Source organism: Synechococcus sp. PH41509 (assembly GCF_020514285.1).
Lineage (GTDB): Bacteria > Cyanobacteriota > Cyanobacteriia > PCC-6307 > Cyanobiaceae > Parasynechococcus.
The window spans coordinates 70,503-84,539 of record NZ_VTLD01000020.1 but is presented as its reverse complement, the minus strand read 5'-3'; the positions used below and the strand labels follow the sequence as shown (position 1 = coordinate 84,539).

Below are 14,037 nucleotides of genomic sequence, written 5' to 3'. Positions count from 1 at the left end.
TGACCCTTGCTACAAGGTGTTCATTTGGATACACGGGTGGATTCTGGTCTTAGGCCCAGCGATCCATGATCTGCTGTACCACCACGCGCTGCATCAGCACCTGAATCACCACCACCAGAGGAAGGGCGAGCAGCACGCCTGGAAGCCCCAGCAGGGCGCCAAGGCTGAGCTGGGCTGTCAGGGCCACGGTCGGAAGCAGATTTACGGTTTTGCGCAGCAGCAATGGCGTGAGCAGAAATGCCTCGAGGTTCTGCAGCACCAGCCGGAAAACGAGCACTGAGAACATCAATTGCGGCGATTGCAGCAGGGCCAATCCCATCGGTAGAAGGGTTGCTGCCGTGGGGCCGATGGTGGGTACGAAGGTCAGCAGGCCGCAGACCAGGGCGCTCAACAGGGCAAGGGGAGCCTTGAGCAGCAACAGCCCACCCCAGGTGACCAAAAACACGCTGGTGGCGGAAAGGGTCATGCCGCTGAGCCAACCCCCCAGCGCTTGACGGCATTCATCCAGCAACAGTTCCATCTGCTGGCGGGCGGGGCGGGGCGTCACGGCGACGACCATGCGCCGATGGGAACTTGGATCCAGGGCCAACAAGATCGCTAGCAGGGCCATCAGGAACAGCTGAATCAGCGAATTCGCCGCACCGCCTGCAAAGCCCAGCAATGGTTGAAGCCCTTTCAAGTTGAGGCCCTCACCCAGCGCTTCATTCAGCTGTGCCAGGCGTGGCTCGCTGCTCAGCAGATCAGACACCTTGCTGAACAACTGCGGCAAATCACGACCCAATTGCTGGAACTGGCTGATGAGTTCCGGTACCAGCAGCTGTCCCAACAGCCCCCCTGCGACCAGCAAAATCCCAAGCACGGCAGCCAGGGCTTGTGGTCGTTTCAGCCGTGTTCGCTTCTGAACCTGAACAATCAGCACATCCAGTGCCACCGCAACCACCACGGCGCCGAACAGCACCAGGAGCACCCAGCGCAGGTGCCAGAGCAGCAGCACCAGCACCACCAGGGTGAGAGCAACAAGAAACGTGCCGGCTGTCATCGTGCGGGCTCCAGACGTTTCCAGCGATCCAAAACATCGTGGATCAGCACCTCACGAATGATCACCTGCAGCACCACCGCTAGAGGCAGAGCCATCAGCAGGCCGAGAGGTCCGAACAGCAGCGTGAACAAAAACTGTGCGGCCAGGGTTAACCCGGGCAGCAGCTTCACTTGGTGGTGCATCACCGAAGGCGTGATCACGTAACTCTCGATGTTTTGGATCACCACATAGACCCCTAGTACCGCCGCTGCCTTCCAGGGGGCATCCAGCAGGGCGACTGCCATCGGGAAGATGGTGCTCATCGTTGGTCCCACATTGGGGATCACGTTCAACAGTCCTGCCAGCAGTGCATTGGCCAGAACGAGTTTCACGCCCAACAGTGTCAGAGCGATGCTGCACAGCACAAACACCGCCAGTGAGCTGATCAGCACGCCGACCATCCAGCTACTCAAAGCGGCACCGCACTGATCCAGGATCCGCCGCCCACGGCGTCGATAAAAAGAGGGAATCAGCTGAAGCCCCACGCTCCGATAGGCCTGGGGTTGAATGCTGATCATCAAAGCGACTGCAAGCACGAACAACAGACGCAGCACCCCGTTGCCGAGGTTTCCCGCAACACCGAGCAGGCCCAGCAAGCCGCTGCCCACGCCTGCTGCCAGTGATGAACCATCGGGCACGAGTTGTCGCGGACCGCTCAGTTCCAGTTCATCGATGTCGGGGAATGCATCGGCGCCATAGATGGCTTCGCTGATGGTGTCGATCCAGTCGACTCCCATCCGAACCAGGGTCTGACCCGCTTCGGGCAGCTTCTGCAGCAGCAGGGCAAATTCCTCGAGGAATGGGGGCACCACAACACCTGCAGCCCCAGCGACGAGTAAGAGCAACCCGGCGATGCAGAGAATCAAGGCCAGAGGCCGTTGCATCGGCCTCCGTTCTCGAAGGATGCCCACAAGTGTGCAAAGGGCCATGGCCAGAACAACTGCAGCAAAGAGCAGTAGAACCAGCTCGCGCAGGGACCACAGCAAGATGATCGCTGCGATCAAGGCTGTTAACGACAGCCAGTGGGGCAGTCTCAAGCTTGTTGATCGTCGGCCGCGTCAGTCTGATTGGAATCCTGATTTTGTGAATAACCCAAGCCGTTGGCCTCGGCGTAGCGCTGGGCAAAGCGCATGAATCGCTCGAAATCCTCTTCGGATTTCCATGAGTAAACGGCTTCAAGAGCACTCGCTGTGCCGTTCACAAACTTGCCGTTCACTTCTCGGGTGACCATCTCACCTTCTTCATCGACCATCCACATGCCAGTGATGTCGCCCATCGTTTCTGGAGCAATCGCAGCAGGCTTCTCGAAACGGAAGGTTGCTTGACCAGTACGACCGTCGCGGCTGCGGGTCAGACGAATATCGGGAACCACCGGCTCATTGATTCCCCGAAAGAACTGAATCGCTGCTTCGCTCACGTCGTTCTGGACCCATCGGTAGAAGCGATCTTAATCGGGGATTTCAACAAACCCGTGCTTGATCAGCGTCTGCGCGGCTTGATCAGCACTGAGGCCCGATAGGTCGATGTTGTCGCGTTTGGGGGATCGCGCCAATTCGTGGTCGTAGCAACGGTCGTAATAGTCAAGTGTGGCGCGGCAGGCGCTGGACCAGTCTTCCCTGGCAATTGCCTCGAGGGCTTCCTTGGTGCGCTGCGGGCCGAGACGTCGACTGATCCGCTGGGTCGCCTCAGCGAGAGCCGACGCCCCTTGATGGCCGTACACCTGCACCAGCTGTGCGACCCGTTCGTTCAGGTCGCGCTGAATCTCAAGCACCGGGGCCTGTTGCATCTGATCGAAGAAAGGTTTGGGAATGCGGCAGCTCCCCACTTGGATGCTTTCGGCTTCCAACCAAATCGCCGTTGCCCGCTGGCGTTGGTGCTGATCCAGAACTTCAGCCAATTTGTTCTCGTAGTGCTCGGTACTGGGTTGATCCGGCAGGCCCAGGCCGCCGAAACTGCTGCCGCGGTGGTGGGCCAGCCCTTCCAGATCAACAACGGCTACTCCGCAGGCCGCCATGGCCAACAGCAAATCAGTTTTTCCAGTTCCCGTTCGCCCCCCCATGACGCGCAGGGGCCATACCTGTTCAAATCGGTTCTGGGCCCAGCGCCGGTAGCTCTTGTATCCCCCTTGCAGAAGTGTTGGCTTGAGTTCGATCTGCTGCGCGAGCCAGGCCATGCTGGCCGAGCGCATTCCTCCACGCCAGCAGTAGATCCTTGGATTGCCCAGCTCGCGAAGGGTCTCCAGATGACGGGCCAAGCTGCTGAGCTTGGGTCCGGTGAGTTCAAGACCCAGATGAATCGCTGGTCTGCGTCCTTGCTGCTTGTACGCGATGCCGACTTCGGCCCGCTCCTCATCGTTGAACAAAGGCAGGTTGATGGCCCCGGGCCAGTGCCCCTTCGCAAATTCGCTGGGGCTGCGCACATCCACCAGCGGACCTTTCAGCTCGCGAAGCTGCTGGATCTCGATTGAACGTGTCTCGCCCATGCCTGACATAGTGGCCAACACCGAGCCAGTTGGGGCCGGTTGCGACTCATGCTCTCCGGTTCCACACCCGCCACCAAACTCAGTATCGACCAGCTGCTGGATCGTTTCGCGAAGGGAACACCTCGCCAACGACGCCCTCTGATCAAGCAGGTCGAAGCACGATCTGAGGACCTTGCTGCCGTCGGGTCAGATCTTCTTACTGGCTTCGATCCTGCCGGTGATGACTGGGCTGCAGGCTGGATTTTGCAGGTGCTGCAGTGTCACCAGCCTGAGTCCATTGCCGCTCTGATCAAATCCCCAGATGCCGGCTGGCTGACAGCAGAATCCGCGGTTGGCCTGAATTACGGGCCGTTGCAGCAGGAGCTGCTCAACCAAAACTTTGAGGAAGCGGATCGCATCACAAGCCAGTGTCTGCGCGATTTGGCCGGGGATGCTGCTGTGAAGCGTGGCTACGTCTACTTCACCGAAGTGGCTCCTATGTCGGGAATTGATCTGGTCAGTCTCGATCGGCTCTGGACGGTTTATTCCCAAGGCCGCTTTGGCTTTACGGTTCAGTCCCAGCTACTGGGCGCCCTCGATGGCCGTTACGAACGCCTGTGGCCCAGGATCGGCTGGAAATGTGATGGTGTCTGGACCCGGTATCCCGGTGCATTCAATTGGTCGATCGAGGCTCCCGAGGGCCATATGCCGTTGATCAATCAGCTAAGGGGAGTTCGGTTGATGGATTCAGTCCTGAATCATCCAGCGCTTGTTGCCCGCAGAGCCTGACGAGGCGTTCCAACAACGGTAAGTTCAAAAGACTGACGTCAACGGGCTCGACTGTGCCGTCCAAGAGGTTTCGCTGGGCTGAGTTCACCTTGCCGTCCACGTTGCAGCTTGCCCCTCTGCTGGAGCTGCTCACCGAGCCGGTGGGCTGTGTGTTCACCAGTCAACGCATTGAGTTGGGGTTGCATGAGGCGCTTGTGAATGCCGTCCGCCACGGCAATGATGAAAATCCAGCCAAGAAGCTTCGCGTTCGTCGGATCCTGACGCCCAATTGGTTGGTCTGGCAGGTTCAGGATGAAGGCTGCGGCTTGCCGCAGCAGTCACGTACAGCGACCCTCCCCACGGCGCTTGATGCTGCCAGTGGCCGCGGACTGTTCCTCATTCATCAATGTTTTGACGATGTCCGCTGGAGCCGGAGGGGGAATCGACTGCAATTGGCCTGCCGTCGCCCCGTCAGTGACGGGGACAGCCTGGATCCTTCAGGTCTCCTTTAATCCAGCCAAGCGCTTGCTGGGTTAGTTGCTCGACATCCGTGCTGTCTCCCTGACGGAGTAATTGCACCAAAGCTGCCGCGAGTAGCTCGGCACCACGTCGCTTGCGGTTGCTTTTCAGTTGATGCCAGTCGCGATCACTAATGCGAAGCAGCTGATGTAGCTCTTCTGCTTTCGCTTTGGCGGAGTCGGGCCATGGGGCGGCAGGCGGTGTCATCCCTTGATCAGCAGATCGCTCTAGTTTCGGAGCACGTGGGTTCAATGCCTTGGAAGAGCACAAAGGCAAACGATGCCGCAGTGAACTGCGTTGGCTGCACCATGCTTCACGCTTGCTACTGCAAGGCCGAAGACAGTCCAATGTCGGTTCGGGCGTTGCCTCTCGACGCTGGGTTCAACGTCGCAAACTTGCCGCACACCTGATCAGCCAGCCGCTTGTGGGGTGGGATGTTCCAAGGGCATCTGGGCAGCGTTTCTGGGAGGCACTTCGCTTTGCTGGAGGGGGCTTCACTTTGGCCTGGTTGCTAGCCCAGCTCTAAGCCGATCAGGCCACCAGTTGGCGATGGGCTTATCCAACTACCACCAGAGAATTGGATGCAGGAGCTTCTTCCTTGGGGGCAGGAACCCCTGATGGTTGTGCCATGTCCTGACCGCGAAGCCATGCATTGTGCAGGGCCCTCCGCCGGCGATCTTCAGAGAGAACAAGACGATCTGCCGCTGCTTGGGGGCTTTCACCAGGAAGCAACGCTGTTCGCAAGCAGATGCCGAAACCATGAGCCTCGACCTGAACGTTTCCTTCCATCAGCACGACCTGAAACGTCCAGCCCTGAAGCCAACGCAGCCGGAAGGGATTAGTCATGAAGTTCCCTTCGTAATCGGATTCACCCTATGGCTCGCCGGCGTTCGTGCAAGGGACGCTGTCAGGGAATCCGCTCATCAGCTCTCCTCATTGCTGGGTTTGCGTGCCGACCAGACACGGGTCATGAAGTGGGATTCGGCTGTGATTCCGTCGAAGCCTGCCGTCGTTAAGCGTGCGTCGATGTCGTCACCGATGTAGTCGCGGTAATAGGGCTCATGGAAGACGCGCCTGAAGTTCTCCATTACTGCGGCAAATTTGGCCGAGTCGGCCATCTGGACAGAGTCGGCAAGAACAAGGACACCGCCTGGCTCAAGCACCCTCCACGCCTCGTTGAGCACGTTTTGGCGTGCTTCAGCTGGAAGTTCATGCAGCAGGAACACACAGGTCACGGCTTGAACCGATCCATCCGCCAAGGGAAGGGATTCCCCGTTGGCACGGATCAGCTGAACCAGCGACGCGTCCCCTGAATTCAGCCAGCGATTGGCCTGACGGAGGTACGACTCGGAGAGATCGGTGCCGATGAGTTGAGCATGGGGGACAGCCGCACGGATTTGGTGCAGGGTTCGACCTGTACCGGTGGCCACATCAAGGATCTTTAGGGAGCCGGGAGCACGGTCGGCGAAATGCCTCAAACCGCGTTTCAGCGGAGCCAAAACCCGGCGACGCATGGCATCGGCTGTGCCATTGAACAGGATCTCAACCTGTAGGTCGTAGAGACCAGCGGAGTGATCACTGAGATACCCATCGGTTTGATGGTGAAAGTTCTGGAGGTAGTAATCGGGGTACAGCGCTGCGTCGATGTCCTGGGGCAGATCGCGAACGTTGCGCTCGCGGCGTCGGTCCCAGGTCGAAGGAAGGTCCATCCACACCTGTGGATAGCGGCTGGCCCAGTCGAGCCAAGGTGCATCAAAGAGCAACTGCTCGGGATAGATCCCCTGTTGAGCCTCCTGCCAATCCTGTTCCTGGAGTTTGTTCATGTCCAGGCGCAGTTCACCAAGCACCTCGGTGGACACGGCTTCCGTTTTGGGAACGGCATCGGGTGCCACCCATTCCATCAGCTTGGTGCTCAGCTCTTTGTGGGCAAGGCCCGCGATGCTTTTGCCTTGCTGAAGCGTTTTGTACGCAAGCTTGCTCAGGGGCGTTGACGCCATCGCGGATTCAGACAACAGCCCTATTCCAGCGGATGTGACGCGCAACTGCGTGCCAAGCAGTCCACAAAAAAACCCGCCTCCTGGGAGGCGGGTCGTGGGGCTCAACGAGCGCTGATCAGGCGTCGTAGTACATGGTGAATTCGTGGGGGTGAGGACGCTGACGCAGCTGCTGAACCTCTTCGTATTTGAGGTCAATCCAGTTGTCGATGAAGTCGTCGCTGAACACACCGCCAGCAGTGAGGAAGCCACGATCGGCGTTCAGAGCTTCCAGGGCACCATTAAGGGAAGCCGGGACCGTTGCGATCTTCGAAAGCTCTTCAGCCGGAAGCTCGAACAGATCTCGGTCTTCACCGTCGCCGGGATCGATCTGGTTCTTGATGCCATCCAGGCCAGCCATCATCATGGCGCTGAAGGCCAGATAGGGATTGGCCAGGGCATCACCGGAGCGGAATTCGAGGCGCTTGGCCTTGGGGCTTGGGCCGGTGAGAGGAATTCGCACAGCGGCGGAACGGTTGCCCTCCGAGTACACGAGGTTCACTGGAGCTTCGAAGCCGGGCACCAGACGCTTGTAGCTGTTGGTGGTGGGGTTGGTGAAGGCCAGGAAAGCCGGAGCGTGCTTAAGGATGCCGCCGATGTACCAGCGGGCTGTCTGAGACAGATTCGCGTACGTGCCTTCGCCGAAGAACAGCGGCTGACCCCCTTTCCAAAGGCTCTGGTGCACGTGCATCCCTGTGCCGTTGTCGTTGAACACCGGCTTGGGCATGAATGTGGCTGTTTTCCCGTACTTCTTGGCCACGTTGCGCACGACGTACTTGTACGTCATGACGTTGTCGGCTGCCTGGATCAGCTCAGCGAATTTCATGCCGAGCTCGTGCTGGCCTGCGCCGGCCACTTCGTGGTGGTGCTTCTCGGTGGGGATGCCCAGTTGCCCCATCAGTAGAAGCATCTCGGAGCGGATGTCCTGGGCTGTGTCGTTGGGAGCAACGGGGAAGTACCCCTCTTTCACCTGGATTTTGTAGGCGAGGTTGCCGCCTTCCTCAATTCGACCGGTGTTCCAACCCGCCTCGATCGTGTCGACGCTGTAGAAGGATCCACCTTCGGCCGAGTTGTAGCGGACGTCGTCGAAGAGGAAGAATTCAGGCTCAGGACCGAAGAAGGCCATGTCGGCCAGCCCCGTGCTGGCGAGGTGATTCAAAGCACGTTGGGCCAGGGCGCGAGGACAGCGCTCATAGGGCTGACCGGTGCGCGGCTCCTGAATCGAGCAGATCATGCTCAGGGTTTTGTGCCGATAGAACGGATCAACCCAGGCCGTGTTGGCGTCGGGCACCATGGCCATGTCGGAGGCCTGGATGCCCTTCCATCCACGGATGGAGGAACCATCAAAGGCCAGGCCCTCAGTGAAGGATTCTTCCTCCAGTAGATCGGTGCAGACCGTTAGGTGCTGCCACTTTCCGTGCAGATCGGTGAATTTGAGGTCGATCAGTTCGATGCCTTCGTCCTTGATCTGGCGCAGGACGTCCTGGGGGGATTTCGACATAAGAAAGGACTGCTCGACTGAATTGTGCAGTGATGTGACCGTATAGAGCCACAAGTCACCATTTTGTATCAAGGGGTACGTTCCAACAGCCTGGAGTTAACTGCGTAACCGTTTCTGTCAACTTGGCTGAAATGCAGGCCTGCCAAAGGATTTGCCCGCTTCAACGGTGTTAGCGTCCGCGGGGGATCCTCTGGAGATTCAGGTAAATGCGCGATGCAATCAGCGGTCTGATCGGTCGCTACGACCAGCTGGGTCGTTATTTCGATCGTTCAGCGATCGACAGCATCAATGCGTATCTGGATGAATCCACGATGCGGATTCAGGCCGTTGAGCTGATCAATGGTTCAGCCGCCGAAATTGTGCGTGAGGCCAGCCAGCGGCTGTTCCGGGATGAGCCCGACCTGCTCCTGCCCGGCGGAAACGCCTACACAACCCGTCGGCTCGCTGCCTGTCTGCGGGACATGGATTACTTCCTTCGCTACGCCAGCTATGCCCTGGTTGCCGGCGACAGCACGATCCTCAATGAGCGTGTTCTTAACGGGCTGGACGACACCTACAAGAGCCTTGGCGTTCCCACTGGCCCCACTGTTCGCAGCATCGTTTTGCTCGGTGAAGTCGTGGCCGAGATGCTTCTGGCCAACGGTGCGCCGTCCGAACAGCTCGCCACTGTTATGCAACCGTTCGATCACCTGGCCAAAGGCCTTGGTGAAACCAATGTGCGTCAACGTTGAGCGCAGAAGTTCAGCGCAAGATTTGAACAGATTGCAATCGAGCAGCACTCACCTCTTGCGAGGGGCATGACTGCGTAGGCTCATCACCACGAACCAATGATCAGGGCTTTGGCGACGACGAACTCTCTTCTTCCTGTTGACGATCGTCACCGCAAAGCCTTTGCACCGATCGGCACTCCCGATCGACTGCTTCTCGGACCAGGCCCTTCGAACGCGCACCCAACGGTTCTGAAGGCTCTTTCGCGAACTCCCATCGGTCACCTTGATCCGCTTTATGTCGAGCTGATGGGTGAGGTGCAGGAACTGCTGCGCTACGCCTGGCAGACGGACAACCGCCTCACGCTGCCAATGAGTGGCACCGGGAGTGCCGCCATGGAGGCAACCCTTGCCAACACCGTCGAGCCTGGAGACACCGTTCTTGTGGCGGTGAAGGGATATTTCGGCCTCCGGCTGGCAGATATGGCTGGGCGATATCGCGCTGAGGTCAAAACCATTGAGAAGCCCTGGGGAGAGTGGTTTTCTCTCGATGAACTCGAAGCGGCTTTGATCGAGCACAAGCCCGCCATCCTGGCGATGGTCCATGCCGAAACCTCCACGGGTGTCTGCCAACCCATGGACGGCATCGGTGATCTCTGCCGCAAGCACGATTGCCTGCTGCTGCTCGACACCGTCACGTCACTAGGAGGAGTTCCGCTTTACATCGATGAGTGGAAGGTTGATCTCGCTTACAGCTGCAGCCAGAAGGGCCTGAGCTGCCCTCCTGGATTGGGACCGTTCACGATGGGCCCTCGCGCCGAGGCCAAGATGTCGGCCCGTCAGGGCAAGGTTCCCAATTGGTACCTCGATGTTTCCCTGCTGAATCAGTATTGGGGCAGTGATCGCGTCTACCACCACACGGCGCCGGTCAACATGAATTTCGGCATGCGCGAGGCATTGCGCCTGTTGGCCGAGGAAGGTCTAGATCAGGCCTGGGCTCGACACCGCAGCAATGCGGAATTGCTCTGGAGCGGCCTCGAAAGTCTCGGGCTTTCTATGCATGTTCCGGCCGACCGTCGACTGCCGACGCTCACCACTGTTCGCATCCCTGAAGGTGTGGATGGAAAGGCCTTCAGTCAGCATCTGCTGAACAATCACGGCATCGAGGTGGGCGGTGGTCTCGGCACCCTTGCTGGAAAAATCTGGCGAATCGGGCTGATGGGATACAACTCCAACCCAGAAAATGTGAACCGTCTCCTCAACCTGTTTGAGACAGAGCTACCCCGCTTCAGCGGTTCTGAAGCCGCCGCTGCCTGAACCAGCGCTCCAGCTGCCCTCTCGCCTCAGCCTCGCGCACACCGCGCAACACCTCCATGTGATGGTGTGCACTGGCATGGGTGGAGAGGTCAAGGCTGCCCCCCAAACCACCGCGTTTAGGGTCCGATGCGGCATACACCACTGCTCCCATTCGGGCCTGCACCAAGGCTCCCGCACACATGGGGCAGGGCTCGAGGGTCACGATCAAGGTGCAGTCGTTGAATCTCCAATCGCCCTGCACCACCGCTGCCTGCCGTAACGCCACCAGTTCGGCATGCCCAAGGGGGTCCATATGGTTCTGGCGTCTGTTGCGTCCATGTCCGATGGCCTTCCCGTTTCCATCCAGGATCACCGCGGCAACTGGTACCTCTCCTTCCGCGCCAGTGGCCTCGGCCCGCTGGAGCAGAACGTCCATCCAGCGAGTCAAGTCATCCCGCTGATCCACCGCCGTTACACGCTGTCCTTTGAGCACCATCCCACGAGACGCGAAGATCACTGAAGTTCACGGGTCTCCGTTGCAAGCCTGTTCCGAGTCTCAGCACCCATCGGATCGGCTCGCTCCGTTCGCCATCCCCTCGGCTGCAGACCCGGTACTGAATGACTTCTTGCACCGCAGTTCAGATCTGCTCTGCCGTTGGATCGGCTCGGCTGAACGAACGGGCCCGGTGCCCTTGATGCGCCCTTTGCCTGAGGTGGCTCCCGGGCTGGAAGGAGCTGGTGTCGAATCACTCCTGAGTGATCTGCAGCAAGTGATGGATGGGGCCTACCAGCCGTCTCATCCCGGTGCCTTGGCTCATCTTGATCCGCCCCCTCTCACCGCATCCATTGCGGCGGAGATGGTTTGCGCGGGCTTGAACAACAATCTCCTGGCAGAGGAACTGTCTCCTGGGCTGACTGGCCTGGAACATGATCTCTGCCGCTGGTTCTGCCACAGGATTGGCTTGCCGGCAGGATCCGGAGGCGTTCTGGCGAGTGGTGGAACCCTGAGCAATCTCATGGCACTGGTCTCGGCTCGGGCCGCTTTGGGCTCGATGCAGCGGGATCCCGTGCTCCTTTGCAGCCAAGACGCCCACGTCTCGATCAACAAGGCGGCAAGGGTGATGGGTTTGTCGGAGGATGCACTCCAGATGCTTCCGGTGGCCCCCGACGGCGGCCTCTGTCTTGACGCTTTGGGCGAGCGTTTGACAACACTGCAAGCCCAGGGCCGCCCTTGTCTGGCGGTGGTGGCCACCGCTGGGACAACCGTGCGTGGTGCCATTGATCCCCTCTCGGATCTGGCAGCTCTCTGTCGTGATGCAGGGGTCTGGTTGCATGTGGATGCAGCCATCGGCGGTGTGTTCGCCCTGAGCACCAGCCACGCATCTCTGATGCGCGGCATGGAGTTGGCGGATTCGATCACTCTGAATCCTCAGAAACTGCTGGGCATCACCAAAGCTTCATCGCTGCTGTTGCTGAGGGATCGCACCCACCTCCGCCAGGCCTTTTCAACAGGATTGCCCTACATGCAGGCGCCCAATGGGGTGGATCACGGTGGGGAGATCGGCTTGCAGGGAACCCGGCCCGCGGAGATCCTCAAGCTCTGGCTTGGCCTGCGTCAGCTGGGTGAGGCTGGGATTGAAGCGACCCTCAGCGGTGCCTTGCAACGGCGAAAGGCCTTTGCCTCCATGTTGGATCCCAACAAGCTGATGCTGTTGTCGGGTGACCTTCACCTTCTGGCGTTCCAGGCCAGGGAGGGGGGAATTGACGCTGCCGCTTGTTGGAGTGAAGAGACCCGCCAGATGCTTCTCTCTCACGGCTACATGCTCTCGAGACCCTTCTACGGCGACCGTTTCTGTCTTAAAGCGGTCTTGGGTAACCCGCACACCACAGCTCAGCATCTCAGCGACTTGTCCGATCGGCTGAATGCATCGCTGGCCTGAAGCCTGATCGTCCACAATCGCCCTCGTTTGAGGGGGTCCCATGCCGGAACAGAAGCAGGGTTCACGCTGGGTTGCGATCGTCACCGGTGCGATTTCAGTGGCTATTGGTGTGATCTATCTGCTGCTGATCACGGTGCTGGATGCCCGGGGGCCGATGCTCCCCCCTCCTGCTGAGGCTCTGGCCGGGGCGGAAGGCGCCCCGCTGCCGACTGCTGAAGCGGTTCCACCACTTGCCGCATGGCACTGGCCAGAAAGCGCTGCAGCGAGAGTTCCCGCCGATTGAGTTCAAAGGCCTGTTGCACGACGGTCTGCATCCCGCCGTCGCCCCAGTCTTGGTCTTGTTCGAAGTAACGGATGAAGCTGCTGCCGGCAATTCGGGTGAGCCATGCGGTGACCACCCCCTGGAGCACCTGACCAAGAATCAGGGTGGGCAAACTCAGGCTGAGGCTGGTGCCCAGCAAGGACATGGCCCCTTTGACGATGCCCAACTTGCCCAGGGTTTGCCCTAGGGACATGGCCAAGTCTTTGGCACGATCCCGGGACATCTCAACCCCGTAGATCTTCGCCATTTCCAGAATCATCTGGGCATTCACTGCTGCGGTACTCAACAGATCCACCCCTGGCAGTGGATTGGCAGCGACGATCCCAGCGCCCATCCAGCTGTAACGGTCGATGCAGCGTTTGGCTTCCCGGGAGCGCTGGTCGTTCAACAGGTCACGACCGCGGCTGTCGAGGGACCGACATTGGAGAAGGATGTTGTCGGCAATCAATTCCTCACCCTCGGCATGAAGCACGCCGGCGAGGCGTTGCAACAGATCGCTGACGTCAGGCATCGGCTGCAGGGGCCGACGACCGGGTTGAGGAATCGATTGAGGAGATGCACTGCAGGCCACCACATCGGCAGTGTTGAGATGTCCCTGGCAACGGGATCGAAGCACCTGCAGAAGCCGTTTTTCCTCATCCACACCTCGTAAATCTCGCTTGTTCAGCACCAAGAGCAGCCGCTTGCCGAGGCCAGCAAGGGATTGCACAACGGCGAATTCCGAGGCTCGGAGATCACCGTCCACCACCACAATCAACAGGTCGGCGCGTACCGCCCGACGACGGGCCGTCTCCTCGCGGCTGAGGCCTTCCTCTCCCGCTTCAAGGATCCCTGGGGTGTCGACAAGTTGCAGACCACGCTCTAACCCTTTCAAACGCAGGCGGTAGGCACGGCTGGTTTTTGTGACGCCCATGGGGGCACCCACATCGCCGACCATTTCATTGAGCAGCGCACGGATGAGCGATGTCTTGCCGCTGGATCCGGTGCCGAACACAACAACCACCAGATCCCCTCGCTTCAGTTCGTCTGCGACGCGATCGCGTTCGTTTTGCAGACTCCGGCGGCTGATGTCGTCCTGGATGCGTTCGATCAAACGATCGACATGGCCCAGGCTTGTATTTGCGGCGTCCCGGCGGTTCTGAGGAGCGGCGGCTGGCTGCCGCGGGTGTTGAGGGGGGCGTGACTTCCAGCGTTTCCACATGGGCCAGCCCACCTGCATCACCACAGTCACCAGCAGCACAAGACCCAGCAGCAGAACCGGCGTAAGCAGCCAGGGAGGCAAGAAGTAACTCAGATCCCACAGCAGGCTGCGGATGGTTTGAACGGCTACACCGATCACCACAAGTGCCACAAAGGCAACTGCAAGACCGATGAGCAACTTGGTTTGACGTTTCATGCCTGCGTCACACCAG

15 protein-coding genes are annotated in these 14,037 nt (G+C 59.5%); 5 read left to right on the top strand and 10 right to left on the bottom strand.

Annotation, left to right across the window (positions count from 1 at the left end; all coding sequences use genetic code 11):
• Nucleotides 1-49 precede the first annotated feature (49 nt).
• The 4 genes from FZZ88_RS06895 to mnmH are packed head-to-tail and all read right to left on the bottom strand — an operon-like array spanning nucleotide 50 to nucleotide 3,569.
• Nucleotides 50-1,039 (bottom strand): AI-2E family transporter, encoded by a 990-nt coding sequence (locus FZZ88_RS06895; RefSeq protein WP_166018224.1) that lies wholly within the window; start codon nucleotides 1,037-1,039, stop codon nucleotides 50-52.
• Complete coding sequence (locus FZZ88_RS06890; protein WP_166018226.1) at nucleotides 1,036-2,115, bottom strand: AI-2E family transporter; 1,080 nt, start codon at nucleotides 2,113-2,115, stop codon at nucleotides 1,036-1,038. The genes FZZ88_RS06895 and FZZ88_RS06890 overlap by 4 nt, the downstream gene beginning before the upstream one ends.
• Nucleotides 2,112-2,495, bottom strand: coding sequence for a photosystem II reaction center protein Psb28 (gene psb28 / locus FZZ88_RS06885; protein WP_115023322.1), 384 nt, complete (start codon nucleotides 2,493-2,495; stop codon nucleotides 2,112-2,114). The genes FZZ88_RS06890 and psb28 overlap by 4 nt, the downstream gene beginning before the upstream one ends.
• Before the next feature lie 30 nt (nucleotides 2,496-2,525).
• The gene (gene mnmH / locus FZZ88_RS06880) at nucleotides 2,526-3,569 is read right to left on the bottom strand and encodes a tRNA 2-selenouridine(34) synthase MnmH (protein ID WP_166018394.1); all 1,044 of its coding nucleotides are present in this window, start codon (nucleotides 3,567-3,569) and stop codon (nucleotides 2,526-2,528) included.
• A gap of 39 nt (nucleotides 3,570-3,608) precedes the next feature.
• Here mnmH and FZZ88_RS06875 point away from each other — a divergent pair, with 39 nt between their 5' ends.
• The gene (locus FZZ88_RS06875; RefSeq protein WP_166018228.1) at nucleotides 3,609-4,328 is read left to right on the top strand and encodes a GUN4 domain-containing protein; all 720 of its coding nucleotides are present in this window, start codon (nucleotides 3,609-3,611) and stop codon (nucleotides 4,326-4,328) included.
• A 53-nt stretch (nucleotides 4,329-4,381) separates the two neighbouring features.
• Nucleotides 4,382-4,819, top strand: coding sequence for an ATP-binding protein (locus FZZ88_RS06870; RefSeq protein WP_166018230.1), 438 nt, complete (start codon nucleotides 4,382-4,384; stop codon nucleotides 4,817-4,819).
• Here the strand turns inward: FZZ88_RS06870 and FZZ88_RS06865 are convergent.
• The 4 genes from FZZ88_RS06865 to glnA all read right to left on the bottom strand — a co-directional run bounded on the left by FZZ88_RS06865 (nucleotide 4,779) and on the right by glnA (nucleotide 8,360).
• Nucleotides 4,779-5,033: a DUF6439 family protein gene (locus tag FZZ88_RS06865; RefSeq protein ID WP_166018232.1), complete on the bottom strand. Its 255-nt coding sequence runs from the start codon at nucleotides 5,031-5,033 to the stop codon at nucleotides 4,779-4,781. The genes FZZ88_RS06870 and FZZ88_RS06865 overlap by 41 nt on opposite strands.
• A 348-nt stretch (nucleotides 5,034-5,381) precedes the next feature.
• The gene (locus tag FZZ88_RS06860) at nucleotides 5,382-5,672 is read right to left on the bottom strand and encodes a copper-binding protein (RefSeq protein WP_166018236.1); all 291 of its coding nucleotides are present in this window, start codon (nucleotides 5,670-5,672) and stop codon (nucleotides 5,382-5,384) included.
• Between the two features lie 77 nt (nucleotides 5,673-5,749).
• A complete protein-coding gene (locus FZZ88_RS06855; protein ID WP_166018238.1) occupies nucleotides 5,750-6,823 on the bottom strand; it encodes a class I SAM-dependent methyltransferase in 1,074 nt (357 codons plus the stop codon).
• 115 nt (nucleotides 6,824-6,938) lie between these two features.
• A complete protein-coding gene (glnA, locus tag FZZ88_RS06850) occupies nucleotides 6,939-8,360 on the bottom strand; it encodes a type I glutamate--ammonia ligase (protein WP_006849711.1) in 1,422 nt (473 codons plus the stop codon).
• Between the two features lie 206 nt (nucleotides 8,361-8,566).
• Here glnA and FZZ88_RS06845 point away from each other — a divergent pair, with 206 nt between their 5' ends.
• Both FZZ88_RS06845 and FZZ88_RS06840 read left to right on the top strand, forming a co-directional pair.
• Nucleotides 8,567-9,091, top strand: a complete 525-nt coding sequence (locus FZZ88_RS06845; protein ID WP_166018241.1) for an allophycocyanin subunit beta — start codon at nucleotides 8,567-8,569, stop codon at nucleotides 9,089-9,091.
• Between the two features lie 96 nt (nucleotides 9,092-9,187).
• A complete protein-coding gene (locus FZZ88_RS06840) occupies nucleotides 9,188-10,384 on the top strand; it encodes an alanine--glyoxylate aminotransferase family protein (protein WP_206339297.1) in 1,197 nt (398 codons plus the stop codon).
• On the opposite strand, the gene FZZ88_RS06835 is transcribed toward FZZ88_RS06840, so the two are convergent.
• Nucleotides 10,356-10,859 (bottom strand): nucleoside deaminase, encoded by a 504-nt coding sequence (locus FZZ88_RS06835; protein ID WP_166018245.1) that lies wholly within the window; start codon nucleotides 10,857-10,859, stop codon nucleotides 10,356-10,358. The two genes, FZZ88_RS06840 and FZZ88_RS06835, sit on opposite strands and share 29 nt — an antisense overlap.
• A 40-nt stretch (nucleotides 10,860-10,899) precedes the next feature.
• On the opposite strand from FZZ88_RS06835, the gene FZZ88_RS06830 reads away from it, so the two are divergent.
• Nucleotides 10,900-12,303, top strand: a complete 1,404-nt coding sequence (locus FZZ88_RS06830) for an aminotransferase class V-fold PLP-dependent enzyme (protein WP_166018247.1) — start codon at nucleotides 10,900-10,902, stop codon at nucleotides 12,301-12,303.
• 128 nt (nucleotides 12,304-12,431) lie between these two features.
• Here FZZ88_RS06830 and FZZ88_RS06825 read toward each other — a convergent pair whose 3' ends face one another.
• Nucleotides 12,432-14,021: a YcjF family protein gene (locus tag FZZ88_RS06825; protein WP_166018250.1), complete on the bottom strand. Its 1,590-nt coding sequence runs from the start codon at nucleotides 14,019-14,021 to the stop codon at nucleotides 12,432-12,434.
• Nucleotides 14,022-14,037 lie beyond the last annotated feature (16 nt).

Excerpts from the sequence above, each read along its gene's own strand:
- FZZ88_RS06895 (WP_166018224.1), bottom strand. The coding sequence starts at position 1,039 with ATGACAGCCGGCACGTTTCTTGTTGCTCTCACCCTGGTGGTGCTGGTG.
- mnmH (WP_166018394.1), bottom strand. The coding sequence starts at position 3,569 with ATGTCAGGCATGGGCGAGACACGTTCAATCGAGATCCAGCAGCTTCGC.
- FZZ88_RS06875 (WP_166018228.1), top strand. The coding sequence starts at position 3,609 with ATGCTCTCCGGTTCCACACCCGCCACCAAACTCAGTATCGACCAGCTG.
- FZZ88_RS06865 (WP_166018232.1), bottom strand. The coding sequence starts at position 5,033 with ATGACACCGCCTGCCGCCCCATGGCCCGACTCCGCCAAAGCGAAAGCA.
- FZZ88_RS06860 (WP_166018236.1), bottom strand. The coding sequence starts at position 5,672 with ATGACTAATCCCTTCCGGCTGCGTTGGCTTCAGGGCTGGACGTTTCAG.
- FZZ88_RS06855 (WP_166018238.1), bottom strand. The coding sequence starts at position 6,823 with ATGGCGTCAACGCCCCTGAGCAAGCTTGCGTACAAAACGCTTCAGCAA.
- glnA (WP_006849711.1), bottom strand. The coding sequence starts at position 8,360 with ATGTCGAAATCCCCCCAGGACGTCCTGCGCCAGATCAAGGACGAAGGC.
- FZZ88_RS06845 (WP_166018241.1), top strand. The coding sequence starts at position 8,567 with ATGCGCGATGCAATCAGCGGTCTGATCGGTCGCTACGACCAGCTGGGT.
- FZZ88_RS06840 (WP_206339297.1), top strand. The coding sequence starts at position 9,188 with ATGATCAGGGCTTTGGCGACGACGAACTCTCTTCTTCCTGTTGACGAT.
- FZZ88_RS06835 (WP_166018245.1), bottom strand. The coding sequence starts at position 10,859 with ATGGTGCTCAAAGGACAGCGTGTAACGGCGGTGGATCAGCGGGATGAC.
- FZZ88_RS06825 (WP_166018250.1), bottom strand. The coding sequence starts at position 14,021 with ATGAAACGTCAAACCAAGTTGCTCATCGGTCTTGCAGTTGCCTTTGTG.